The following is a 25,488-nucleotide window of genomic DNA, read 5'->3' as shown; positions in this document are numbered from 1 at the left end:
AGAAATGGCCGGCGCAAAAGAGATACGTTCCAAGATCGGAAGTGTACAAAATACACAAAAGATCACTAAAGCGATGGAAATGGTCGCTGCGTCCAAAATGCGTAAAACGCAGGAACGCATGGCGGCCAGCCGTCCTTATGCAGAAACCATGCGCAGTGTGATTGGTCACCTAGCGTTAGGTAATCTGGAATATAAACACCCATATCTCGAAGAGCGTGAAGTTAAGCGTGTCGGGTATCTGGTTGTTTCAACAGACCGTGGTCTGTGTGGTGGCTTGAACATTAACTTGTTCAAAAAACTACTAGCGGACATGAAGTCATGGTCTGAGAAAAACGTTCAGGTTGATTTGGCTTTAATCGGTTCTAAAGCGGTTTCATTCTTCGGTTCTGTGGGCGGTAACGTCGTAACACAAGTCACCGGAATGGGGGATAACCCAACGCTTTCGGATTTGATTGGTCCAGTTAACACTATGCTACAAGCCTATGATGAAGGGCGTTTGGATAAACTGTATGTGGTGACTAACAAGTTCATCAATACAATGTCTCAGGAGCCAACTATTCTTCAATTACTGCCATTGCCTGCAAGCAATGACGAAACATTGAAGAAGAAGTCTTGGGATTATATATACGAACCCGATCCTAAGGCGTTGCTGGATACCCTGCTACGTCGTTATATCGAGTCGCAGGTTTATCAGGGCGTCGTTGAAAACCTGGCTAGTGAGCAGGCCGCACGAATGGTAGCGATGAAAGCCGCTACTGATAATGGTGGAAACCTGATCAAAGAGTTGCAGTTGGTTTACAACAAAGCTCGTCAGGCCAGCATTACTCAGGAGCTTACCGAAATCGTTTCGGGTGCTTCCGCGGTTTAACAGCTAGGTTTACGAATTACGTAGAGGATTCAAGATGGCTACTGGAAAGATTATCCAGGTAATCGGCGCCGTTGTGGACGTCGAGTTCCCTCAAGATGACGTACCAAAAGTGTACGACGCTCTTGAGGTTGTTAACGGTAAAGAAAAACTGGTGTTGGAAGTTCAACAACAGTTAGGCGGTGGTGTTGTCCGTTGTATCGCAATGGGTACATCTGATGGCCTGAGCCGTGGTTTACAAGTAGTAAACTTAGAGCACCCAATCGAAGTACCAGTAGGTAAAGCAACTTTAGGACGTATCATGAACGTTCTGGGTCAGCCTATTGATATGAAAGGTGATATCGGCGAAGAAGAGCGCTGGTCAATTCACCGTGCAGCACCAAGCTACGAAGAGTTAGCTAACTCAACAGAACTGCTGGAAACCGGTATCAAAGTAATGGACTTAATCTGTCCATTCGCAAAAGGTGGTAAAGTTGGTCTGTTCGGTGGTGCGGGTGTTGGTAAAACAGTAAACATGATGGAACTGATCCGTAACATCGCGATTGAGCACTCAGGTTACTCAGTGTTCGCGGGTGTTGGTGAGCGTACTCGTGAAGGGAACGACTTCTATCATGAAATGACCGACTCAAACGTTCTGGATAAAGTATCACTGGTTTATGGCCAGATGAATGAGCCACCAGGAAACCGTCTGCGCGTTGCGTTGACTGGTCTGACTATGGCTGAGAAATTCCGTGACGAAGGTCGTGACGTACTGCTGTTCGTTGACAACATTTATCGTTACACCTTAGCAGGTACTGAAGTATCAGCACTGTTAGGTCGTATGCCATCAGCGGTAGGTTATCAGCCAACGCTGGCGGAAGAGATGGGTGTTCTGCAAGAACGTATTACCTCAACTCAAACGGGTTCTATCACTTCCGTACAAGCGGTTTACGTTCCTGCGGATGACTTGACTGACCCATCACCAGCAACAACCTTTGCTCACTTAGACGCAACGGTAGTTCTGAGCCGTCAAATCGCATCTCTGGGTATCTACCCAGCGGTTGACCCTCTGGATTCTACTAGCCGTCAGTTAGACCCACTCGTCGTTGGTCAAGAGCACTATGATGTTGCACGTGGCGTTCAGTCTATTCTGCAACGTTACCAAGAACTGAAAGATATCATTGCAATTCTGGGTATGGATGAACTGTCTGAAGAAGACAAACTGGTTGTTGCTCGTGCTCGTAAGATCCAGCGCTTCCTGTCTCAACCATTCTTCGTTGCTGAAGTATTTACCGGTTCACCAGGTAAGTTCGTTTCCCTGAAAGACACTATTCGTGGCTTCGGCGGTATCCTGAACGGTGATTACGACCACCTGCCAGAACAAGCGTTCTATATGGTTGGTACCATTGAAGAAGCTGTGGAAAAAGCGAAAAAGCTTTAATCCAGCTGACAGGAGGTTGATATGGTAGCTGCAATGACATACCACCTGACTGTAGTGAGTGCTGAAAAACAAATGTTTGAAGGCCTAGTACAGAAAATTCAGGTGACAGGTAGTGAAGGTGAGCTGGGGATTTATCCACAGCATACCCCGCTGCTGACTGCCATAAAACCGGGCATGGTACGTATTACCAAGCAGTTTGGTGAAGAAGAACTAATTTACCTCTCTGGCGGTATTTTAGAAGTTCAACCAAACGGTGTTATCGTACTCGCTGATACAGCGATCCGTGGTAAAGATTTAGACGAAGCTCGTGCAGTGGAGTCTAAACGCAAAGCGGAAGAACACGTCCGTAAAGCACACGGCGATGTTGATTATGCTCAGGCATCGGCAGAACTTGCAAAAGCAATAGCGAAACTTCGAGTTATCGAGTTAACTAAAAAGCTAATGTAATGATAGCGGTATAGTAAAAAAAGCCAGTTGGTTAATCCTAACTGGCTTTTTTATTTGAGCGAAATATGTAGTATTTTAGATAGGAAATAGGTTTACTTTCATCCCAAAGTTGGAGTTTCAGGAAAAATGACTGTGCAAAGAAAAAGTGTCGTAATTTTAGCTGCCGGTAAAGGCACACGGATGTATTCAGATTTGCCTAAAGTTTTGCATTTACTTGCGGGCAAACCAATGGTTCAGCACGTAATTGATACTGCAAAATCAATCGGTGCGTCAGATATCCATCTGGTATACGGGCATGGCGGTGATTTACTGAAAGAAAAACTGGGTGAGCAGAATTTAAATTGGGTTCTGCAAGCAGAACAGCTCGGTACTGGGCATGCAATGCAACAGGCGGCACCAAGTTTCCAAGATGATGAAGATATCGTCATGTTATATGGTGATGTGCCTTTGATTGCGAAAGACACGTTAGATCGCCTGATTGAAGTTAAGCCCCAAGGCGGCATTGGCTTATTGACCGTGATTTTAGATAACCCAACAGGTTATGGCCGTATCATCCGTGAAAATAATGAAGTTGTCGGAATCATTGAGCAAAAAGATGCGACTGAAGAGCAACGTAAAATCCAAGAGATTAACACTGGGATCATGGTTGCAAGCGGTAAAGATTTCAAACGTTGGTTGGCTCAATTGAACAACGATAATGCGCAAGGCGAATACTACATAACGGATATTATTGCTCTTGCTCATAAAGAAGGTAATAAAGTAGCGACCGTTCACCCAAGCCGTTTAAGTGAAATGGAAGGGGTTAATAACCGTCTGCAACTAGCTGCACTTGAGCGTGTTTACCAGAAAGAACAAGCAGAAAAATTGTTACTTGCGGGGGTGATGCTAATCGACCCTGAGCGTTTTGATATACGCGGCACATTGACCCATGGGCGTGACATTATTATCGATACCAATGTCATTATCGAAGGGAATGTGACGCTTGGTAACAACGTACAAATTCAATCTGGTTGTATTTTAAGGAACTGCGTTATTGGTGATAACTCAGTGATAAGCCCGTATTCAGTCATAGAAAACTCTGAATTATCATCAGAATGTACGGTTGGTCCTTTTGCTCGTTTGCGTCCTGGTGCTAAATTAGCGGCTAAAGCGCATGTGGGTAATTTCGTTGAAATGAAAAATGCCACTTTAGGTTTAGGCTCAAAAGCGGGGCATTTAAGTTACCTTGGCGATGCGCAAATTGGTGATAACGTGAATATCGGCGCAGGAACCATCACATGCAACTATGATGGCGCGAATAAACATAAAACCATTATTGGTGATGATGTGTTTGTCGGCTCTGATACTCAATTAGTTGCTCCTGTTTCGGTAGCAAAAGGCGCCACCATTGGTGCTGGCACGACAGTCACTCGAGATGTTAACGAAGACGAATTAGTGGTCAGCCGCGTTAAGCAAATGCACATTAAAAACTGGCAGCGTCCAGTAAAGAAAAAATAAGTGAATTTTGATAAGGGGCCGATTGCCCCTTTGAATATAAAAAGTAGTAAATTATAAAATAGCTACCTAAGGTGGCATAAAAATATCTCCCCATTTTCTACAAGGCTGGGGAACAGCGAAAGCTGAAAAGCAATTAGGTTACGACAAATGAAGGTTTCTAAAGAAAGGAACCTTTTGTCTAGGAATAAATAAAATATGTGTGGAATTGTAGGTGCTGTTGCACAACGTGATATTGCAGAAATTCTGTTAGAAGGTCTTCGTCGTCTTGAATATCGTGGTTATGACTCAGCGGGTATGGCTGTTGTTGACCACGAAGGTCATTTACAACGCTTACGTGAAGTGGGCAAAGTGCAAATGCTGGCGGAAGAAGCAGAGAAAAACCCAGTATCTGGCGGAACGGGGATTGCACATACCCGTTGGGCGACACATGGTATTCCAAGTGAACGTAATGCGCATCCGCATACGTCTGGTTATATTGCTGTTGTTCATAATGGCATTATCGAAAACTATTTAGAATTGAAAGAAGAACTGAAAAAACAGGGTTATATTTTCAGTTCAGAAACTGACACTGAAGTGATTGCACACCTTGTTCATCATGAACAACAAAAAGGTGGCACGTTGGTGGAAGTGGTTCAACGTGTTATCCCTCAGTTACGCGGCGCTTACGGTACCGTGATTATGGATAGCCGTATTCCTGAATTATTAGTCGCTGCACGCTCTGGTAGCCCATTGGTTATCGGTCTGGGTGTCGGTGAAAACTTCTTAGCTTCTGACCAACTGGCGCTGTTACCCGTGACTCGCCGTTTCATCTACCTTGAAGAAGGGGATGTTGCTGAAGTCACTCGTCGTACTGTTCGTATCTTTGATAATAGCGGTGCGCCAGTTGAGCGCGAACAAATTGAATCGAACGTTCAATATGATGCAGGCGATAAAGGCGTGTATCGCCATTACATGCAGAAAGAAATTTATGAACAGCCGATGGCCATTAAAAACACCCTTGAAGGGCGTTTTGATAAAGACAACGGTATCGATTTAAGCGAGTTAGGCCCGAAAGCGAACGAAATTCTTTCCCAAGTTGAGCACATTCAAATTGTTGCTTGTGGAACTTCTTACAACGCAGGGATGGTTGCACGTTACTGGTTTGAATCCTTAGCGGGTATCCCATGTGATGTGGAGATTGCTTCAGAGTATCGTTACCGTAACCCAGCGCATCGCAAAAATAGCTTGATGATAACGTTGTCCCAATCAGGTGAAACTGCAGATACATTGGCTGCGCTGCGTTTATCAAAAGAGTTAGGCTACTTGACCTCGTTAGCCGTTTGTAACGTCGCGGGTTCTTCATTGGTGCGTGAGTCTGAATTTGCACTGATGACAAAAGCAGGGGCAGAAATTGGTGTGGCATCAACCAAAGCGTTCACTACCCAATTAACTGTTCTACTGATGTTAGTGGCGTACATGGGCCGTTTAAAAGGCGCAAACCCTGAGTTAGAAGAAAGTATTTCTCATGCATTACATGCGCTCCCTGCGCGTATTGAAAGCATGCTGTCACAAGATAAAGTCATTGAAGCGTTAGCCGAAGATTTCTCTGATAAACACCATGCCTTGTTTTTAGGTCGTGGCGATCAATTCCCTATCGCAGTTGAAGGGGCATTGAAATTAAAAGAGATTTCATACATCCACGCTGAAGCTTATGCCGCGGGTGAATTAAAACACGGCCCATTAGCGTTAATTGATGCAGATATGCCAGTTATCATCATCGCACCTAACAATGAATTATTGGAAAAACTGAAATCCAATATTGAAGAAGTACGTGCTCGTGGCGGTCTGCTGTATGTGTTCGCTGACCAAGACGCTGGTTTTGTCGCAAGTGAAAACATGAAAATTGTTTCGCTGCCACATGTTGAAGAATTGATCGCACCGATTTTCTACACTGTTCCACTGCAACTGTTGTCTTACCATGTTGCATTAATCAAAGGAACAGACGTTGACCAACCACGTAACCTAGCGAAATCAGTGACGGTTGAATAATCAGCATCAACTCATTTAGATTGCAGCCGGTATAACTATAATTAATTAGGTTATATCGGCTTTTTATTAATATAAGTCGTAATTTTCAGGAAATATTTTTAGAAACGACGAATTTTTCTCCACTCTAACGCATAAAAAAAACTTCATAAATTCGTCACTTACTGTTGTTATTTCATTGGTCTGCATATTCTATTTTTGGTGGATTAAAAATAAAATTGAGTGCATATCAAATCATCTTTTTGGACAATAATAAAAACCAATAGAAGGCGACGTGGATGGCAGAGATAGAATGGCTGAGTGCGGTTGTTATCGCAATTACAATTGGGTTTTGGGCAACAGGGAAACTCCCTGAATACTTGGTGGCATTACTGTTTTTAGCCGCAGCAGCATGTTTACATTTAGCCCCGACCAATGTGATTTTTTCAGGGTTCACTTCAGAAGCTTTTTGGCTTGTGTTAAGTGGTTTTATCCTTGGCTTTGCGATTAATAAAGTTGGACTGGCAGAGCGTATTGCTCAACATATCTCAGGGCGTTTTACGAGTTCATGGTTAAAGCTGATCACAGGTGTGGTGCTCCTTGCTTATGGGTTGGCTTTTATCATGCCATCGAACATGGGGCGGATTGCACTATTGATGCCGATTGTGATGGCGATAGCCGATAAAGTCAGATTAGAAAGTGGTAGCCGAGGCCGTATAGGGTTAGCGTTAGCTGTCGGGTTTGGTACATTCCAACTTTCAGCCACGATACTACCTGCTAACGTACCGAATTTAGTGATGGCTGGTGCAATAGAAACCACCTATGGAATAAAGCTATCTTATCTAAACTACCTATTTCTCCATATGCCTATTTTGGGGCTAATCAAAGGTCTTTTAGTTGTTCTGAGTATCTATTTTCTATTTCCTGCCAAATTACAGCCGATGACTGAACAAAAAAAATTACCGCCGATGAGCCGTAATGAGAAAAAATTAGGCCTTCTTTTGGCAATAACCTTACTTTTCTGGATAACAGATACCACTCATGGTGTTTCTCCTGCATGGGTCGGTTTAGTGGCGGCATGTTTATGTTTGCTACCGAAAGTGGGGTTTGTGACCAATGATGAATTTGTTCAAGCGGTAAATATTCGCACCTGTATTTATGTAGCGGGGATTTTAAGCCTAGCAACCTTAGTGAGTTATTCAAATGTCGGAATGGTAGTAGGTACTTACCTTCAAAAATTATTGCCATTGGACCCTAATAGCCCATTTGTAGATTTTGGTAGCTTAGTTGGGTTGACCAGCGGGTTAAACTTTGTCGTAACGGCTAATGGTGTTCCTGCATTATATACACCGCTGGCTGAATCTCTCTCCACTGCAACTGAGTTACCCATGATTGCCGTACTGATGGTACAAGTTATTGGTTATTCAACGCCATTGTTGCCTTATCAGGCATCACCCATTGTTGTGGCTATGGGGATGGGCAAAGTACCATTAATGGATGGCGTTAGATTATGTATTATATTATTTATACTGACTTTCCTCTTGTTAGTTCCTCTGGATTATTTTTGGTTTAGATTGCTGGGAGTGATCCCTTCTTAGTTTTACCCAAAAAGGGGATTTTATTTGTAATTGTTGCCTTACCATATTGCGTTAATTAAAGGAACTGACGTCGACCAGCCACGTAACTTGGCGAAGTCGGTGACGGTTGAGTAATAAAGTTTAATAAAAACAGCTTATTATTAATAAGCTGTTTTTATTTATTAAATGTAATTTGTATTAGTTTTCATGTTTCATCATTAATTGATATATTAATTGTAAAATTATTATATAAACATGATGGTGATATAAATATGGAAAATGTATGGAAAGAAAGAATTAAAAACTTACCGCGTCGTGATGTTGATGTGCGTAATGAATGGGAAAAAGATTATGCACGGTTAATACACTCCTCAGCATTTCGTCGATTGCAATCAAAAACACAAGTCTTAGGTTTAGGTGAAAGTGATTTTTATAGAACTCGTTTAACTCATTCTATGGAGGTTGCCCAGATAGGTGTTGGAATTGTTCGTTGGTTGAGTGAAAAATATAAGAGTAAAACTGAAATATTAGATTTTTTGCCTAAGTCTGCTTTAATGAACTCTATTTGTATGGCCCACGATATTGGACACCCTCCTTTTGGTCATGGTGGTGAAGTCGCATTAAATCTATGCATGCGTGATTATGGAGGATTTGAAGGTAATGGACAAACTTTAAGGATTTTATCTAAGTTAGATAAATATACAGCAAATAACGGTATGAATCCGACCCGTCGCTTACTTTTAGGTGTTTTAAAATATCCTGCTTCATATAGTGATACTGTTCAAAAAAGTGCATATGGCGCTATCCCACAACAACGTTGGTTGTGTAAATCTGAAGAACAAAAGCCACCTAAATGTTATTTAGATGATGAGCGTGATGTTGTTCAATGGATATTAGATCCTTTAACAGAAAATGAGCGCTCTGCATTTATTAAATTACAACCTCATAAGTCTGGCCATCTTAAACCTATGTATAAGGGGCTAGATACATCAATAATGGAGCTTGCGGATGATATTTCTTATAGCCTTCATGATTTGGAGGATGCTATCTCATTAGGAATGATAACGAAGGATAGTTGGGATTCACATAATATAGGTAAGAGCGATTTATTCGAAAAATGTGGAATGGATATTCATAATATTGGAAATAAGCTTTTTTCTTCTAGTAGTTACTTACGTAAAAATACTATAGGTGGTTTAGTTCATAAGTTTATTATTAATACCTATATTAATGAAACAGGAATACCCGATGCAATAACTCCATTGATAAAATTAAATGCTTACATGAAAGAAGAATATGAATCATTAAGAAAACATATATTTGATTTAGTAAAGGGTAAAGTTATTGATAGTCCAAATGTACAGCAACTAGAATTTAAGGGACAAAAATTAGTTATTGAATTATTTGATATATTAAGTTCAGATCCTAAACGATTATTACCTAATGATTCAAAAAATAGATATAATGAAGCAGAAAACGAAGCTAAAAAAATGCGTGTTATTTGTGATTTTATATCTGGAATGACTGATGAGTATGCCACTAGATTTTATGAAAAACTTTGTTATCCGCATAAAGGTTCTATATTTGATAGATTATAATCGTATATAAGACCCGAGGCTAGTATCTTCGGGTCTGTTGTAACAACCATTAAAAATATTAGAAATTTTCTAACGTCAACGAAAACACTCCCGTCGCGGGGATTGGCATAAATTGTTGGTACATTTCTTTGCGGGTAGCTTCAGGGTCAATATCGTTAAACAACTCTGGGTGCAACCATTTAGCTAATGATTGAAAGGCGATAATATTTTCAGGTGAATCATAGAAAATATGCCATAAGCCATGTACTCGCCCTTGTTCGACAGCCCGTAATTGCCCAATAGGCTTGCGCATCGAAATGGCTTTTAAACTCGATTGTGCAGCTTGTTCTGTGGCGGAATAGCCGACGGTGACTCCTGCTTTACCTTCAGGGAAAACGCCAGTTGCGACATATACATCGGGTTGGCTTGCCAAAATAAACTCTGGGTTGAGTTTACCAATTGCCCCAGGAATAATTTTTTCACCAATTGCGATACCACCAGCAAGGTTTATCATATCCGTCATGCTGCCTTTTCCTGGTGAGCCGCAACATTCTTGTAAGCCGGGAAGATAATCCACAAAAATCGTTGGCTTATTTTTTGTCTCTATATTGGTTGGAATGCGTGCAATAATTTCATCCATTTTTTGTTGGTAATAGGCATTAAACTGATTCGCTTGAGCTTCTTTTCCAATGGCTTGACCGAGTATTTTCATACTCAGCTGGGTGTGTTTGATAGGGTGCTGGCTAAAATCCACGTGGATCACTGCAATCCCTGCGGATTCTAATAAACGGGCGGCTTCACTGCCAGCTCCGGGGCCATGTCCACCGGTTAGCGGTAAAATAACTAAATCAGGTTGCAGGGCTAAGGCTTTCTCGATACTGAATGTATCTTCTGAGCCACCGCCGACAGTCGGAATATCATCAATTTGTTTAAACACGACCTTGTAAGCGGCATAACCTTGCACATCTAAATCGCGAAAATCCCCTTGCCACCCAATTATTCGTTGGAACGGTGCTTCTTTTTCTAAAATGGAAAGGGGGTAAATCATCCGTCCTTCCCCCAGCAGAATGCGCTGAACGTGATCAGGAACTTGCACTTGCCGGCCAGTAATATCAGTCACAGTTACTGCTTGGCTGTAGATTGAAAATGAAAAGAGACCGAATGAGAGTAAAGAAAGTAATAATTTCATTATGTTATCCTATTAACCGATAGCGCAGAAGAGCGCCGTTTTTTCCACCAAATCACCACGCCACTGATATACAGAAAGGGCAATAAAAAGCCGGAAAAAAACACAATAAGCAGCCCAAAGAAACCCAGTCCAATTTCGCTATGGAGAGTTGAAACCAAACCTTTGATTTCTTGGGCTGAAATTAATGAAGTGAATAAATCGGGGCGGGCTAGAAGCATACCGCTGAAGGCAATAATAAAAAGTGGGAGAGTAAAATAGATAGCAAAGAAATAGTGCCATTGACGCCATTTTGCCCCATTTTTTAGGCCTTTTTTCCAATGCACTAACATGGAAAATACGTTTTTCCTTGGCCACCATAATAGGGCACCACTCACTATTGATACGATCAACACTACGCCACAAGTCAATACCAACCAGCTTCCTATGTCAGGAGGTAATAGCAGCAAACGGTGTAATGAAACTACTTTGGCAAAGAGTAAATCATCAAAAATAACAAACCCTTTTGCATCTGCATTGATTGGGTCAATAAAGGCGATACCCAGTTTATTCGATGGGGTAACAGAGCCAAACACCATCGCATTCGTTGCAGGAATAAAGCCACTGTTCGGTGGTGCAACTCCCATTACTTTATTGAGCTGTGGATAGCTATTTGTCGCTTGCTGTCGCCAAATGTCTGACGACAGCAATGCCCCTTGTGTATGCGGCGTGGCATACAACACATGTTGGCCAATTTCCCATTCTAAAATAGGTTTCTTCAGTAATAGTAGCGACCCAGAAATGCCTAAAATAGCAATAAAAAAACCGACTATTAAGCCGAGCCATAAATGGATTTTTAGCCAATATTGACGTGAAGAATGCTTAGCCATCACGATCACCAACGGTACCGTAATGAGGCAATCACGGTTCTATCAAAGCCAACAGAACATCCACCCATTGAACAACTGGTATAATATTGTTTATTGGTAATATTGTTGACGTTCACCCCCACTCGCCAGTTATTCAGGTTGGAATTGATCCCACCTAAATCATAATGTGCAGCGGCATCAAAGAGGGTATTTGATGGATTGGAAATGGTGTCATCGTTATTTACAGGGGATGAGCCGGTATAACGAACACCTGCACCGAAGCCCAGGCCTTGAAGTTGCCCACTCTGTAGGGTGTAATCGGCCCATGCAGAGGCAGTGTGTTCGGGTAAGCCTGTTGGGCGCTTACCTTTTTCTGCGGCATTATTGGTTTTGGTATTTTCTAATTGGTTATAAGTGTAAGCCGCGGTTAAATTTAGCCCATCAAATGGTGAGTAAACCCCCTGTAATTCAACGCCTCTGGAGCGAACTTCTCCAGTTTGTAAGCTATTTAAATTATTTTCAGGATCGGCGGTGAGCATGTTTTGTTGCTTCAGTTCAAACACCGCTAAAGTGAGGTTAGTGTTGCTGCCTTCTGGCTGATATTTCAGCCCTGCCTCCATTTGTTTAGCGGTAATCGGCTTATAGTTATTGCCATAAAAATTAACCCCAAGTTGTGGGTTAAATGAAGTGGAATAGCTTACATAAGGGGCTAACCCAAAGTTAGTGACATACATAGCGGCTGTACGGTAGGTAAATTTGCTATCCCGCTGCTCGGTAGATGCTTCACTTTTTCGATTGTGTGTTTTGCTATTCGACCAATCTTCTCTCCCGCTTAAGACCAAGATCACGCCGTTATCAAATTTCGCTTGCTGTTGTGCATAAATGCCCACTTGGTCGCTAGTTTGTAGTGTATTGGACATCATATTATTGACGGGGCCGTAATCACCGCCGTAGCTTGGGTTGTAAATATCGATTGAGCTCGCCTTTCCGGTCATCAAAATATAGTCTTCACGAGTATGACGATAATCCACACCAGTAAGTGAGGTCATTTCGATGTTATCTATCCACCAGTTAGCCTGTAAGTTGTTGTCTAAACTCAGAACATCGCCTTTAATGCGAAAATGGTAAGCCACACGGTTTAACGTTTTCATATCGGGGGAAAGATACATCCCCTGTGCGATATTGGTATTTAAATCGGTATGGCTAAAACGTGCGCCTGAGTGAGCCGAAAAGGTCTCGTTAAAATCAGTATCTAATTGATAGCCCAGAGATGCTTGTGTCCTATCATTTTTTAACCCAGGCTCATCGAGGAAAACATTGGGGTTCACCTTACCATTAGGATTAGGAAGCAGCGTGCCATTCAACGGTAAGAAAGGGCGCGGGGCACCAAACTTATCATGACTGTAATCGGCTAATACCGTGAATGTCGTATTGTCATTCGGTAACCAAGTAAAGGCTGGGGCGATATAGACTTTATCGTCTTTGATGTGTTTTATTTGCGTATCACTTTTACGTACAAGACCTGTTAGGCGATAAAAATATTTGTCGCTACCATCAATTGGCCCACTAAAGTCCCCTTGTAGCTGGCGGCGGTCAAAGTTGCCACCTTGTACTTCAATTTCATGAAGTGGCTGGTACAAAGGCCGCTTAGTGATTTGGTTAACAATCCCACCTGGCGAGTTTTGTCCATATAAAACGGACGAAGGGCCCCGAATCACATCAACTCGCTCTAAGCCATAAGGTTCTACTTTAGGCCATGCTTGTGCAGTGGTACTGCGTAAACCATCCCTTAACATCCCTGTGCTGGATGCATTAAAGCCACGGATATTTAAGCTATCAAAGCGCGATGATGCCGCTCCGTTGGTTTGTAGTACACCTGAGGTATAACGTAACGCTTCACCCACTGATTGCGCGTTGTGAGCGCTCATTTCGTCGCGTGTGACGACGCTGATAGCTTGGGGTGTTTCAATTAATGCAGTATTGGTTTTTGTTGCACTGGTACTGCGTGTTGCCACATAGCCCCCTACTTCCCCTGTTGGGGATTGTACTGGGGATGCGGTGACAACAATTTTCTCGTTTTTGGCTTGATTGTTTTCTTTTGAATAGGCAGCAGACGAAAAAATTAATGAAATAACAGTAAGATAAATAGGTGAATACAGATAATTTTTCATTGAGACGCAAACCCTAGCAAGAAAGATAAAACGAGAATGTATCTCATTTACACTTTTCTGGTATTCGCGTCGCTTTGGATATTCAGACTATTTATTTGTGAATATAAATATCCTATTGATTGGATTGATTAATAATCAACATAATGTTTTAGGTGAAAAACCAAATCGTTTACGAAAGGCTGTTGAAAGGTGTGCTGGGGAGTAACCGACTTTCCATGCAATAGTCGAAACTTGTTCTGCGCCAGTTGATAATAGGCGGTAAGCTAACTGGAGGCGTTGTTCTTGAATAAATGGCGCAATGGAAGAGCCAAACAGTTGTTTAAATCCAAAATTGAGTTTACGAATGTTGAGCCCTGAGAGTCGGCTAAGTTGGTATAAATTTGGCGGTTGCGCTAAATCGGATAAAATCAACGCCTTGGCTTCATTGAGTTTGCTTATGTCATGGCTGCTAAGTTTTGGATGATGAATAGATTGGTGGCTTTGTTGGATATGTTCAAATGAATGAGCACAAAGTTCGAGTATTTTGCCTGTTAAATACATGTCTCCAAGTGCGCCACTGAGAGGGCTGTTCAGTATTTGATTTCCTAACGCAGTGAGGACATTACCTGCGTGTTTAGAAAGTAATTGTGGCCCTTGATTTTTGGCAGCAAGTAGCAACTCGGGTTGTTTAATGTGAAAAGAATCGAGTAAGTGTTCAGATAAGCACACAGAGACATAACGTACGTCCTCCGCTTGTAAAAAGCGTTGCTGGCTTTCTCTATCATGTTGATTGGCGATAACGCACAGTGATGCACCCGACAACGAAACCGTTTTTTTATTATCAGGCTGGCATTCAAGTTCACCATTCATCATTAAGACGAGTTTTACGCCTTTCCATAAAGGTTCGCTGACCCATTTCCCTGCCTCTGGGGTCATTTTTCCCCGCAAGAAAAATGACCCTGTATCAGGTAATAGTGCCGTTATCTGGTTATTATCCATGCCTTATCACCTTGTTAATTTCACTGTGTCAGAGCTTTTACTTGAGGATATTATTTCACCTGTTCATTATTTTCAATTTTATCGTGGTATTTCACAGGTATTCTCATCGAGAATACCTGTGAAACAATCTTACTTACTAGGTAACAGGTCTTCTATTTCAGAATAATAGAGCGGTTTTTTTTCGTTAGTGCCAAGTGGATTTTTAATAAATATATTTTTATAGACTTTACGTATAGCTAGTGTCCCTAATGAGGGATAACGTTTTAATTCAGTAGGTTGAGCTATAAGGTCGGCATCAATCACATATTTTTTACCATTATTATCCACTTTGATATTGCCATTGGAACCATAATCAAAAATGATATGACCTTTTTGTTTAACAAAGTCATAAGCAGCATTATCTCTAATATTTTTTCCAGATATATATTTAGAAATTAAAACATCTTTTCCATTATTTAAAGTTATTGCTCTTGAAAAATTAGTGTTTTTATTGAGTTTATTAAGTAAAGAGGAACAGCGGTATACATCACTATGGGGACTGTTATGATAGACATCATAAAAAGGGACTTTAATAACAAAATTTCCAATACGGTAGGCTGTTCCATAAGCACCATGGCCTAATGAATTGGTACTATTGAGGTATAAACCTGTGATTTTTTCCTTTTTCGCAATATTCAAGACGCCTCGATGAATAATTTTTTCATCATCTATTGCACTGTAACAGATGTTTTCATCTTTTATTCTCCTAACAAAAGAGTCAATGGTTTTGATATCTTCAAGTTTGGTTCTACTTACTGGGAGTACTGGTTTTTGTTTTTCTGCTATAGGCGTGGATTTTTTTTCTTTTGATGCAAGATAGGGGATATCAACATTGAATTTATATTCTTTTTTATAGTTAGGTTTGTTAAATCTATCATTATTATTTGATTTTATGCTATTTATATTATCTAAAATAAAGTTTTTATTCGTTCTCTGAGATTGATAATGGTAGTTATGGCTTGGAATCGCAGGGGTAATTATTTTTCTCATAATCATATCCTTTTTAGTATGTAATCCAATAATATTGGATTAGGATATTATTTATTTAAAAAAATGATGCTATTAATGATTTTTCAATATCACTAAATATAGATTGCCATTCATTATCATCGATTTCCATTAACCCCATATAGCGCAACATAAAAGCCCCTTCCGTTGCCAGAAACACAATGCGAGCTAATTTACCTTTTTCTGTTGATGTGTCGAGGTTTGCTATGCGTTCCCGATACCAAATACGCGTGCTTTCGAGGTATTCAGGGGTTTGCAGTAGTGATGCCATCAATGAAGCGCCTTTTGCCATGGCGATTTTATCGTGCTGGTGGGTGGCTTGCATGTGTGCCAAAACTTGCCCTTCTGGGGAGTTATCTCGCTCTATCGCTTGATTAAAAATTTCATCATAAGACTGCCCCCATCGCTCAAACATGGCATCGATTAAAGCATCTTTGTTGCCAAAACAGTATTGAACGCCCCCTTTGGAGATACCCATCGCTTTCGCAACCGCATCGATCGTCAGAGCCGCAGCACCTTGATGAATAACAATATCTTCAGCAGCATCAAGTAGCTTTTCTCTGTCGATAGTTCGTTGACGTCCCATTTAGGAAAACCTCTTTTCAATACGTACGTATGGATTTATATTATAGCACGATCACCAATAAATGATGATCAAATAAACTCATTGAGAGAATGTTATGTTAACCGATTACAAGCGCTGGATAGTGCTTCTGTTAGTTTCAAGTGTGTTGTTTCTTATCGTTATTGATGTCACGGTGCTTTATACCGCATTACCTAAATTAACGCACGATTTAGGGGCGACATCATCTGAAAAGCTGTGGATTATGAATGCTTACCCGCTGGTAGTGGCTGGGTTATTGCCTGCTGCGGGGATGTTGAGTGACAAAGTCGGCCATAAGCGGATGTTTTTATTAGGGCTGCCACTATTTGGTATTGCCTCTTTGTGTGCGGCATTTTCACCCACAGCAACCAGCTTAATTTTATCGCGTGGTTTTCTTGCTGTTGGCGCAGCTGTCAGTATGCCTGCAACGCTTGCCATTGTTAGGCACGTCTTTATAGACCCAAAAGAAAGGGCGTTGGCGATTGGCATATGGTCCGCTGTAGCATCAGGAGGTGCAGCGATAGGCCCTTTAATTGGCGGAATTTTACTTAACCACTTTTGGTGGGGGTCTGTTTTCCTGATTAATGTTCCCGTTGTGTTATTAGTTATCCCTTTTGCGTATTTCTTGATCCCGCAATGTGGGGGGCAAAGTAATAAAAAAATCGATATTTTAGGCTCTGTTTTAGTGCTGGTTGGCTTAATTAGTTCAATTTATGTATTAAAAGAGCTTGGTAAACCTTATATTGATTGGATGAATGTAGTGGTTGCAGGGGGGATCGGGGCTTTCTTTTTGGTGGTATTCAAACGCCGGCAGATGGCGTCAGAATCACCAATGATTGATTTTGCATTATTAAAACAACCGAAATTCAGCGCAGGCATCATGATGGCTATTTTATCCATCGTGGTTATTGTTGGGGTTGAATTATTACTTAGCCAGCGTTTACAGCTTGTTTTAGGTTATAGCCCATTTGTCGCCGCGTTGTATATCATTCCTATTCCACTGGCTTCTGTGATAGCGGCACCATTGGCGGGTATGTATCTGCATAAATTTGGTGAAGTAAAACTGACCCTTTTTGGTTTTATTTGTACATTAGTCGGTGTTGTTGGTTTAACGATGGTGTACCAAACCTCAGCAGGTGTTCTGTTACTTTCATTCCTCTTTTTGATAGGTTTTGGTTTAGGTGCTATTTTTACGACGGCTTCGACTACGGTGATGTTAAACGCGCCTGATGAAAAAGCAGGTATGGCAGCTTCAATTGAAGAGGTTGCTTACGAAATAGGTAGTGTACTTGGCGTGACATTTATGGGTGGGCTGATGAGCGCTATTTATACGTTAAAGCTCTCTCTACCAGAAGGTATAGCGGTTAGTGATAAAGTGTATGACAGCATTGATGAGGCATTATTAGTCGCAGAAAAATTACCACAAGATAAAGCTAGTCTATTGGTCAGTCAGGCAAATATTGCTTTTGACCATGCATTTTTAGCGGTGATGGTCGCAACAATATTTGTTTTGTTAATCAGTATTATCGTTTTGCCTGCATTCTTGAGGTCAAAAAAGACGTCATCAGCCTATTAATTAGTAAAGAGGGAGCAATAGGCTCCCTTCTTTTTTACTTCACTTTACGAATCAAAAAGATAGCTAAAAGAGGGCTAAGAGCGAATGACGCAAACAACCAAATTGATGCTTGTTGTGCACCCACAATTCCTCCAGGGTTCATTAAGCCACTATTATTCACAACCACACCAACCAAAGCAGCAGAAAGGGCAGTTGCATACAACTGGATTGTAATGATGGATGAAGAGGCTAAATTTTCCTCACCTTCTGGTGCGGCATTGAAAACGCGCAGAACTAGGTGAGGCCAACACACACCAATCCCGAGTCCCACACCCGCCATTGCGACTAAATACACAATAAATAGAGGTAGAGACTCAATAAGTTGCTGATTATGCGTTAAAACAGCTAACACAATCAGAGAGATAAATATGATGATTGGACCCGTTCTAATTATCTTCACAACAATTGGGCCTGTTTTATTGGCGCTAAATAACGCACCAATAGTCCAGCCTGCCGCCATGATTGCGGTTAAATATCCAGCTGACAAAGGTGAGAACTGATGGATAGTTTGTAGGAAATAAGGCACGTAAATTTCAGTTGTCATACCGCCAACGAGTAAACACATGGTTAAGAAAATGACACCAAGTGGATTTTTCAGCGAATAAGCGCCTGTTGGTAACAACCGCTTTCCATTTTTACCGTCTAAACGTGCCATCGTGACTAGCAAGGCAATACCGACAGCTAAACCGATAAGGTTTATCAATAGTTTGTCAGACAGGCTACCTATGGAAATGGCGAGTACTGAAATGACTAATAATGAAATTGCCAAGAAGGGTATTTTATTATTTTGTGGTGTTTGAGTTTGTTTTTTAGGTAATTGATTAATAACGATAATAGTAAGGAATACTGCAACAGGAAGTAACGCCCAAAATGCCCAGCGCCAGTGGCCACCTTGTGCGAAAATTCCGCCAATGGCAGGGCCGCATAATGTCGCAATCCCCCACATCCCAGAGACCACCCCCATGGCCCGAGACCATAAGTTTTCGGTAAAGACGATGCGGATTAAGGCATAACTGAGTGCAAATAAAATTCCCCCACCGAGCCCTTGCAATGCACGTCCTCCCAATAACACCAACATTGAGGGGGAGGCTGCACACCAAATGGAGCCCAATGAAAAGAGGGTGAGGGCGATTAAATACGCCATCTTTGGCCCAAAATAGTCGAGCACTTTGCTTGAAAGTGCGGATCCGACAATCGAGGTAGCTACAAATAACGTGGTATTCCATGCATAATATTCGAGGCCGCCGATATCATTAACGACACTGGGTAAGATTGTGGTGACGATATAAATATTGATAGCATGTAGTGCAACGCCCCCAGTAAGGGCAATAGTCAGTAATGCATTGGTGCCGCTGAGTAAATCAGCCCACTTAGCCTGTGGTAAGGTCGATGTTTCATTGCTCATAGAGAGACCCGCTAGACGGAATAGGGAAAAAAGAGGTATTATCCAAGTAATAGCTTGGATAATAGAGTCGCATAATGATTAATGCAAGTAATTACTTTGATAATTTAAATCTAACACAAGCCGTCGATAAAGTGCTTTTTTGTATTAAAACCAAAGGGCCGATTTCGACGTCAGTGATTGCTAACGATTTAAATATGACAGGGGAAGCCGCAAGGCAACATATTCAAAAACTGACTTCGATGGGGTTAGTTGAAGGGGCTCAGTGTTTATCACAAACAGGCGCTGGTCGACCACGGCAAAATTGGGTATTAACCGAATTGGGGCATCAGCGTTTTCCTGATACTCATGCACAGCTTGCGTTACAGCTGATTGATTCTGTTCGGACTATTTTTGGCGATGATGGCTTGGAAAAACTTATTCACCAAAGAGAGATTGAAAGCCGTGAAAAATATATCGCCCGCTGCCAAAACTTACCGTTAGCAGAGCGCCTTGCTGCATTAGCTGAAGTACGCAGCGAAGAAGGCTATATGGCAAAAGTTGAGCAAGAGGGGGAAGATTGGCTCTTTATTGAGAACCATTGCCCTATTTGCGCCGCCGCAACGGCTTGCCAAAATTTTTGCCGCTCAGAGTTAGCGCTTTTTCAAGAAGTGATAGGCAACGAGGCAAGTATTGAACGTGAACAGTATTTGTTAGAGGGCGCTGGGCGCTGTGTTTACCGTATTTCAGCGCGCTAACGTTTTTTCTCGCTTTTGTTGATCAACCAAGCAAATAAAATACCCGATAACGTGCCAGCAATATGGGATTCTGTCGAAATATATTGATGAACGGGTAACAAGCCGCTCGCCATTGCACCAAAATAAAATAACACTAACAATGCGATGGCGATATCCGCGAATTTTCGGCGCAAAAAACCTTGGGCAATCAACAACCCCCACAACCCAAAAATCCAACCGCTCGCGCCAACATGTACGGCATTACGGCCTACTAGCCATACCATCAGCCCGCCAACAACAATAATAAATAGTGAAGCAACGAGATAAAACTTGATGGTGCGATGGAGTAATAGGGCACTGAGTATAATCAGCGGTGGAAGATTACTGAATAAGTGATCCCAACTTCCGTGAATAAAAGGGGCAAGCAAAATCCCTATCAAACCACTGAGAGTACGAGGGACAATACCAAAATGAATAAGCTCACCCGCTGTTAGGCTATTAATCAACTGAATGCCAACTAATATGGCAACTAAAGCGACTAATAGTGTCACGCGGGGGTATTTCATTCGGCTTTACCTAATGCTTGAACACTTTCGACTAAAGAGGCGAGTTGGACAACCACTCGGTCACCAATATCAGTATTATCACCACCAAGGGCTTTATTACGCATAAAGTCTTTCTTGATTTGTTGCCAGCGTGCGGCTTCTTTTTCGGTTAGTGTTCCTCGTAACTCTGCGAGTTTTAATAAATTTTCCTCTGCACCCGTTGTGAGCAATTGGGCTTCACCGAGGTAGTGGTCATCTAATAACCGCTCCAGCTCTTCATCATTCATAACAGAAGAGACTTTTTCACTGAGTTTATTCATATTTCGGTAACTGCCTTGCAAACGAAATGCAGGTTCAGTGCGGTATTTGTCCGATTGAGCTGCGCTGGCAATATATTGCTGATTGACCTTCAACACAATGTCGCGAAGTTTAACTAATTGTTTGATGACTAAAACTATTTCGTTTATTTCGGCGTCAGAGTAAGGGTAACTCAGTGTATTGGTTGAAACCGATTTCCCCATGGCTTTATCTACAAGGAGATATAAGTCATTGAGATCTCTGAGTGCCAGAGGGGCTAAAACGGGGTTCGAGGTTAAGCTATTTTCGATATAGCTTAATGCGAAAGCCTCATCCATCCCACCTAATACTTCCCCGAGGTTATAGATATCGGCACGGTTAGCTAACATATCTGGGATACGGAACACTTCGCCAGATTCGGTATAGGGGTTCCCTGCCATCACCACACAGAATTTTTTGCCGCGCATATCATAGGTTTTGGTTTTGTTTTTCCAAACCCCTTCAATACGCCGTGTTCCATCACACAGGGAAATGAATTTCTGTAAGAATTCAGGGTGTGTATGTTGGATGTCATCCACATACAGCATGACGTTATTTCCCATTTCAAGGGCTAAATTGAGTTTTTCTAGCTCTTGCCTCGCGGTAGCATTCGGTGCTTGTGCAGGGTCAAGTGAAAGCACATCATGACCAAGTGCAGGGCCATTGACTTTCATGAAAATCAGCCCCAAGCGATCAGCGGCGTATTCCATTAAAGTAGTTTTACCGTAACCAGGCGGGGAGATCATTAACAGTAGCCCCATTAAGTCGGTACGTTTTCCTTCACCGAGTGCGCCGATTTGCTTCGCCATGTTATCGCCAATAATGGGTAAGTAGACATCATTAATCAGTTTGTTACGTACGAAAGAGCTCAATGGCTTAGCTTTAAACTCATGCAATTTTAAGCGGCTACGTTCCTCTGTTACGATGCGTTGTCGCAAAGCTTGGTATTGGCGGAATTCAGGGATAAAGCGTTTTCGCTGCCCGCGCATCCGGCTAAAGTAATTATCTAAGCTGAGTGATAGCGTTTGGTTTTCAATGGTTGGGTGTTCCCCCAGTAAACCGCTGACTTTAAAGTAAAGATCAGCTTCGCTGTAACGGGCAGAAGCTACTTTATCTAAAATAATAATGGCAATTGCACCAGGTATATAAGGTACTAGATGTGCGAATTGAGGGGTTGAGCACAGCCCTTGCAGCCAATTTTGAATAAGTGACCAACGTTGGGCGTAGCGTGTACCTAAATTTTGTTGGGAACGATTGAAATCGAGCCACATATGGGCTTCTTCTAAGCGTTCTTGTAACGCTAGAACGAGTTCTTTTGCATATTTACTGTAGACCAGTTCGATAGGCGTTCGTGCTAATGCAAAGCTCAGATATTCCGCAGCTTGTGTTTGCTCATAACTTTGGCATTGAATAGGATTATCTTGTAAAAACAAACTGATATTGGCTTCAATTTCCGCTTGTAGGTCAAGTAAGGCATTATCATTATGGAACAGCTGATGAATGTTCATCGCTGTTCTAGCACGTTCAGGCCAAAGAGCGGGGAACTCTTCGTTTTGGGCTATTTCCCAGTAAATCGCTGCAATTGCACGCGCAGTCGGGTTATAACGCAGAAGATCGGCACTCTCCCCGACAGGAATTAATTTTTTTAAGATTGCAATGGCATCGTGGTCGTGAATCCCTTTTTCATAGCCTTCTTTGTAGCGTGGGCCTGCAAAATCGCGCACGATTTTTTCCAGCTTTTCAGGGGAAGTTAACGCGCTGGTTAACAACGCCATGTTGAGTTCGTCTTGGCGTTTAGCGGCAGAATAAATAATCGAATAAGCAAGGTACTCCGCGCGATAAACTGTCTCTGACTCAGATTCTAAAGTTGCCGTCCAATAAGGCTGTAACTGTGTGAGCTCTTCATTTTCAATCGGTTCCTGAAAATCCGTACCCGTGAGATATACCCAGAGTTGGTTATTTTTAGGCAAGATAGTGAGGTCTAGCTCTTGCGTGTTAACGCTAAACCGATGGCGACCCAATTTGATGATATTACCGCCATCTTCAAAAATATCGGTTTTATCGCGCAGAATGCGGATAGCTTGATCACGAGATGCTTTTAAGCGAGCATCGATATCATCGGCTTTAACGTTGTCGTTAATCTCTCTTAGTTTTTCGATGATTTCTCGCGTTTTTAACGCAAGGGGGTCTGAGGCAAAAAATGCATTTAGCTCATCTTGAGACTGCAGACGGGTGGTTCTGCGTTGCAAGCTATCGAGTAAGCGGTCAGCAGCAGTTAACAGGTTTTGTGCACGGCGTTGGCGGTCATCAATAAGAATTTGTTTATGAGATTCAAAGGTTTCAAGTAACTCTTCACGCTTGGCTAAGATATCATCAAGAAACTCATCGTGGCCACTAAACTGGCTTTCCAGTTCTTCTAATTGAACCAGTAATCTTGATAGTTGATCATCACAACGCTCAGGGTCTGTCGCAAGGGACAATGCGTTGGTGATACCTTGGCTAAATAAACGAAATTGTGCGCCAAACTGCGCCACGGTTTCAACGCTGGTTTGGGACTTTCGTTTCTGTTGTAAGCGAGCCCGTGACTGATTCAGCTGTGCATAAATTTGTGAGATAGAATCAATGATATGGGTTTGTTGTGTCACATCATTGAATGACAGTGAAGCCATTAAATTAGATAGCATATCCAAATCTGTTGACATTTTTTCCATGTCATTCATTGGGATATCTAATTGGGCGCTGTTTTGCGCTTTTTCGGTTTGTTCTTCAAAAACGGTTAATTGTGCTTTGAAAGGTTGTAGCGCTTTATCGCTAGCCAGAAAAACGGCGGTTTCTTGGGAGACATATTGTTGATTTTTTTCAATTTCGCCTTCCATTTCACTCAGTTTTTCTAAATCCATATAGCGAAATTCACGCAGCGAAATCAAGTGCCCGCGTTGTGCATTTAGGGCATTTAAACCATCAACAAATTGCTGAATATCATCCCAGCTGTCGGGTAATGTCAGCGATAATAGTGATTTCTGGCGGCTAATGGCTTCATTCATCGATTTAGCCGACTGCTGGCGGATGCTTTCTACCTTTTCATATTCATCAAGCACTAATTCACTGGTTTGCGTGATTTCTTTCAGTAACTTACCAATTTCTAAGCATTGCTCATCGCTGAACCAATAGTATAAATCCAATAAATTTTTAGGTTGCTGGCTGAGCTGCTCATAGCGGGCGATAGAAACATGATTACCTTCAATCTCTTTGGCAACATGCAATATTTCAGAAATACCACGGACTAAATCTGCGTTACCAATTCGGCCAAAAAAGCCCCCTCGAGTAGGTTGCTTATCCGCAAATTCATCAGAATAAAATGGTGTTTGCCACACTTGCATTGGATGGACGCGCGTGGCTTCTTCCCCTTCACCTTCGAACAGAACCATTTTGCCATCTTCAAGCATGGCATAACCATGCCCAATCAATGGAACGGACAGGGTACGTTCAATCAGGTTATAGTTGAAAAGTGCGATACGGCCTTGGTTCGGGGAATAAAAAACATATAAAACGTCTTCGCCATTGGGTGAACGACGTAAGCGGCGAAAACGCATGCCATCCATCGATTGTTCAAAGGTTTTGTATTCACCATTTTGTAGGTAATACCCCCCTGGGAAAATAATACCGTGATCTTCAGGGAGTTGAACGCAAGCCTGCCCAATGGCGTCAATGCGCTGCACAGACTGGGTTAGTGTGTTGTAAACCAGATAGCGCCAGCTTTCTTCTCGGTAAGGCAAAATCTTTAAAATAATCAAACTGCCTGTTTGGGCATATTCAATTTGCGCATCATCGAGGGACTGATTTTTATCCAGCACTGCTTCACGATAAATCCCCAAACCATCTTCAGTGTTATTTTCACACTTGATTGTTAAGTCACCACCGATAGTTTCAACGAATACGGTGTCGAGGATATTAATGTGAGGGTAACGGCCATTTACAGTATCTTCGCGAGTAGTTTTTTGCCACTCAAAGTCATAAGCGGGGGGGAGGGCGATATCGCGTTCCCCTCGATTATCAATGTATTCAATACGTTGTTTATCGCTTGAAATCGACCAACGAAAAACGCGGACATCGGTAATGCGGTCGCCAATTTGGAAGCTGGCCAGTAGTTTGCCATCTCGTTCGACAAGTTGCAGTAATTGGGTATTTTTATAATAGGTATAGAGCTCAGTAAAATCCTGAACAAAGCGAGTATCATTTAAAAAGGTATCTTCATTATCGACGGCTTCAACATCAAATTCGCCTTCGTTTTCAATCAATCGATACAATGAAAACACATCATTGAGGTGCGTTTCTTTTTTTAATCCAAGGAAAACGTTATAGCCAAATAGCAACCATTCACCCACTCGAACAATATCTCGGGCTTGGCAGTTATTTTCAGTACGAATACGAATACGCCCAATAATATCCATTTGGCTTTGACCAAATTCTTCTAGGCGTTTTTCATTGAGCTGTATGGCTTTTTGGTGAAGTTGCTGGCCTTGTTCGGTCAGCCGCTTACGTAAAATGTCATATGCGCCCCCTTCTGCAACAGCGCTATCGAGTATTTCTTGCTCGCGATCCGTTTCCTGAAAATCTGACATGGTGCAGCGAATTCCCTTAAAGTGGATGAAA

At 42.0% G+C, this 25,488-nt stretch carries 18 protein-coding genes and 1 pseudogene; 10 read left to right on the top strand and 9 right to left on the bottom strand.

Annotated features, from left to right (window positions below; all coding sequences use genetic code 11):
* Nucleotides 1–4: 4 nt before the first annotated feature.
* From atpG to M1F05_RS00130, 8 genes and pseudogenes are all read left to right on the top strand, one after another.
* The gene (atpG, locus tag M1F05_RS00160; RefSeq protein ID WP_004906741.1) at nucleotides 5–868 is read left to right on the top strand and encodes a F0F1 ATP synthase subunit gamma; all 864 of its coding nucleotides are present in this window, start codon (nucleotides 5–7) and stop codon (nucleotides 866–868) included.
* Between the two features lie 34 nt (nucleotides 869–902).
* Entirely contained in the window at nucleotides 903–2,285 is a 1,383-nt protein-coding gene (gene atpD, locus M1F05_RS00155) for a F0F1 ATP synthase subunit beta (protein WP_206085533.1), read from the top strand.
* 21 nt (nucleotides 2,286–2,306) lie between these two features.
* Entirely contained in the window at nucleotides 2,307–2,732 is a 426-nt protein-coding gene (locus M1F05_RS00150; protein ID WP_042846797.1) for a F0F1 ATP synthase subunit epsilon, read from the top strand.
* 126 nt (nucleotides 2,733–2,858) lie between these two features.
* Nucleotides 2,859–4,229 (top strand): bifunctional UDP-N-acetylglucosamine diphosphorylase/glucosamine-1-phosphate N-acetyltransferase GlmU, encoded by a 1,371-nt coding sequence (glmU, locus tag M1F05_RS00145; protein ID WP_206085541.1) that lies wholly within the window; start codon nucleotides 2,859–2,861, stop codon nucleotides 4,227–4,229.
* A 195-nt stretch (nucleotides 4,230–4,424) separates the two neighbouring features.
* Nucleotides 4,425–6,257 carry a glutamine--fructose-6-phosphate transaminase (isomerizing) gene (gene glmS / locus M1F05_RS00140; RefSeq protein ID WP_206085543.1) on the top strand — a complete coding sequence of 611 codons (1,833 nt, stop codon included), beginning with the start codon at nucleotides 4,425–4,427 and terminating at the stop codon, nucleotides 6,255–6,257.
* Nucleotides 6,258–6,532: 275 nt separating this feature from the next.
* Nucleotides 6,533–7,831, top strand: coding sequence for an SLC13 family permease (locus M1F05_RS00135; RefSeq protein WP_206085545.1), 1,299 nt, complete (start codon nucleotides 6,533–6,535; stop codon nucleotides 7,829–7,831).
* Between the two features lie 30 nt (nucleotides 7,832–7,861).
* A pseudogene (locus M1F05_RS22725) lies at nucleotides 7,862–7,945 on the top strand (hypothetical protein); the annotation flags it as partial.
* A 137-nt stretch (nucleotides 7,946–8,082) separates the two neighbouring features.
* Complete coding sequence (locus tag M1F05_RS00130; RefSeq protein ID WP_318825965.1) at nucleotides 8,083–9,408, top strand: anti-phage deoxyguanosine triphosphatase; 1,326 nt, start codon at nucleotides 8,083–8,085, stop codon at nucleotides 9,406–9,408.
* Between the two features lie 58 nt (nucleotides 9,409–9,466).
* Here the strand turns inward: M1F05_RS00130 and M1F05_RS00125 are convergent, their stop codons facing one another.
* The 6 genes from M1F05_RS00125 to M1F05_RS00100 all read right to left on the bottom strand — a co-directional run bounded on the left by M1F05_RS00125 (nucleotide 9,467) and on the right by M1F05_RS00100 (nucleotide 16,203).
* Nucleotides 9,467–10,576 (bottom strand): ABC transporter substrate-binding protein, encoded by a 1,110-nt coding sequence (locus M1F05_RS00125; RefSeq protein WP_206085549.1) that lies wholly within the window; start codon nucleotides 10,574–10,576, stop codon nucleotides 9,467–9,469.
* On the bottom strand, nucleotides 10,576–11,442 hold the full coding sequence (locus tag M1F05_RS00120) for a PepSY-associated TM helix domain-containing protein (protein ID WP_206085551.1): 867 nt from the start codon (nucleotides 11,440–11,442) through the stop codon (nucleotides 10,576–10,578). Before M1F05_RS00120 ends, M1F05_RS00125 begins: the two co-directional genes overlap by 1 nt.
* Before the next feature lie 5 nt (nucleotides 11,443–11,447).
* On the bottom strand, nucleotides 11,448–13,592 hold the full coding sequence (locus tag M1F05_RS00115) for a TonB-dependent siderophore receptor (RefSeq protein WP_206085553.1): 2,145 nt from the start codon (nucleotides 13,590–13,592) through the stop codon (nucleotides 11,448–11,450).
* 135 nt (nucleotides 13,593–13,727) lie between these two features.
* Entirely contained in the window at nucleotides 13,728–14,570 is an 843-nt protein-coding gene (locus tag M1F05_RS00110; RefSeq protein ID WP_206085555.1) for a helix-turn-helix domain-containing protein, read from the bottom strand.
* Between the two features lie 129 nt (nucleotides 14,571–14,699).
* Complete coding sequence (locus tag M1F05_RS00105) at nucleotides 14,700–15,599, bottom strand: hypothetical protein (RefSeq protein ID WP_206085557.1); 900 nt, start codon at nucleotides 15,597–15,599, stop codon at nucleotides 14,700–14,702.
* Between the two features lie 55 nt (nucleotides 15,600–15,654).
* Nucleotides 15,655–16,203, bottom strand: a complete 549-nt coding sequence (locus M1F05_RS00100; protein WP_206085559.1) for a TetR/AcrR family transcriptional regulator — start codon at nucleotides 16,201–16,203, stop codon at nucleotides 15,655–15,657.
* Between the two features lie 94 nt (nucleotides 16,204–16,297).
* On the opposite strand from M1F05_RS00100, the gene M1F05_RS00095 reads away from it, so the two are divergent.
* The gene (locus tag M1F05_RS00095) at nucleotides 16,298–17,797 is read left to right on the top strand and encodes an MFS transporter (protein WP_206085561.1); all 1,500 of its coding nucleotides are present in this window, start codon (nucleotides 16,298–16,300) and stop codon (nucleotides 17,795–17,797) included.
* A gap of 34 nt (nucleotides 17,798–17,831) precedes the next feature.
* Here the strand turns inward: M1F05_RS00095 and M1F05_RS00090 are convergent, their stop codons facing one another.
* Nucleotides 17,832–19,241 (bottom strand): MFS transporter, encoded by a 1,410-nt coding sequence (locus M1F05_RS00090; RefSeq protein ID WP_206085563.1) that lies wholly within the window; start codon nucleotides 19,239–19,241, stop codon nucleotides 17,832–17,834.
* Between the two features lie 74 nt (nucleotides 19,242–19,315).
* Here M1F05_RS00090 and M1F05_RS00085 point away from each other — a divergent pair, with 74 nt between their 5' ends.
* Nucleotides 19,316–19,975: a helix-turn-helix transcriptional regulator gene (locus M1F05_RS00085; RefSeq protein WP_206085565.1), complete on the top strand. Its 660-nt coding sequence runs from the start codon at nucleotides 19,316–19,318 to the stop codon at nucleotides 19,973–19,975.
* Here the strand turns inward: M1F05_RS00085 and M1F05_RS00080 are convergent.
* Entirely contained in the window at nucleotides 19,972–20,520 is a 549-nt protein-coding gene (locus tag M1F05_RS00080; RefSeq protein ID WP_206085569.1) for a rhomboid family intramembrane serine protease, read from the bottom strand. The two genes, M1F05_RS00085 and M1F05_RS00080, sit on opposite strands and share 4 nt — an antisense overlap.
* Nucleotides 20,517–25,457 carry a DNA repair ATPase gene (locus M1F05_RS00075; RefSeq protein ID WP_206085571.1) on the bottom strand — a complete coding sequence of 1,647 codons (4,941 nt, stop codon included), beginning with the start codon at nucleotides 25,455–25,457 and terminating at the stop codon, nucleotides 20,517–20,519. The genes M1F05_RS00080 and M1F05_RS00075 overlap by 4 nt, the downstream gene beginning before the upstream one ends.
* Between the last annotated feature and the right edge of the window lie 31 nt (nucleotides 25,458–25,488).

It is taken from the genome of Providencia sp. PROV252 (assembly GCF_033676005.1).
GTDB classification, from domain to species: Bacteria; Pseudomonadota; Gammaproteobacteria; order Enterobacterales; family Enterobacteriaceae; genus Providencia; species Providencia vermicola.
The sequence above is the reverse complement of the archived record's forward strand: the minus strand, read 5'-3'. Positions and strand labels throughout refer to the sequence as shown.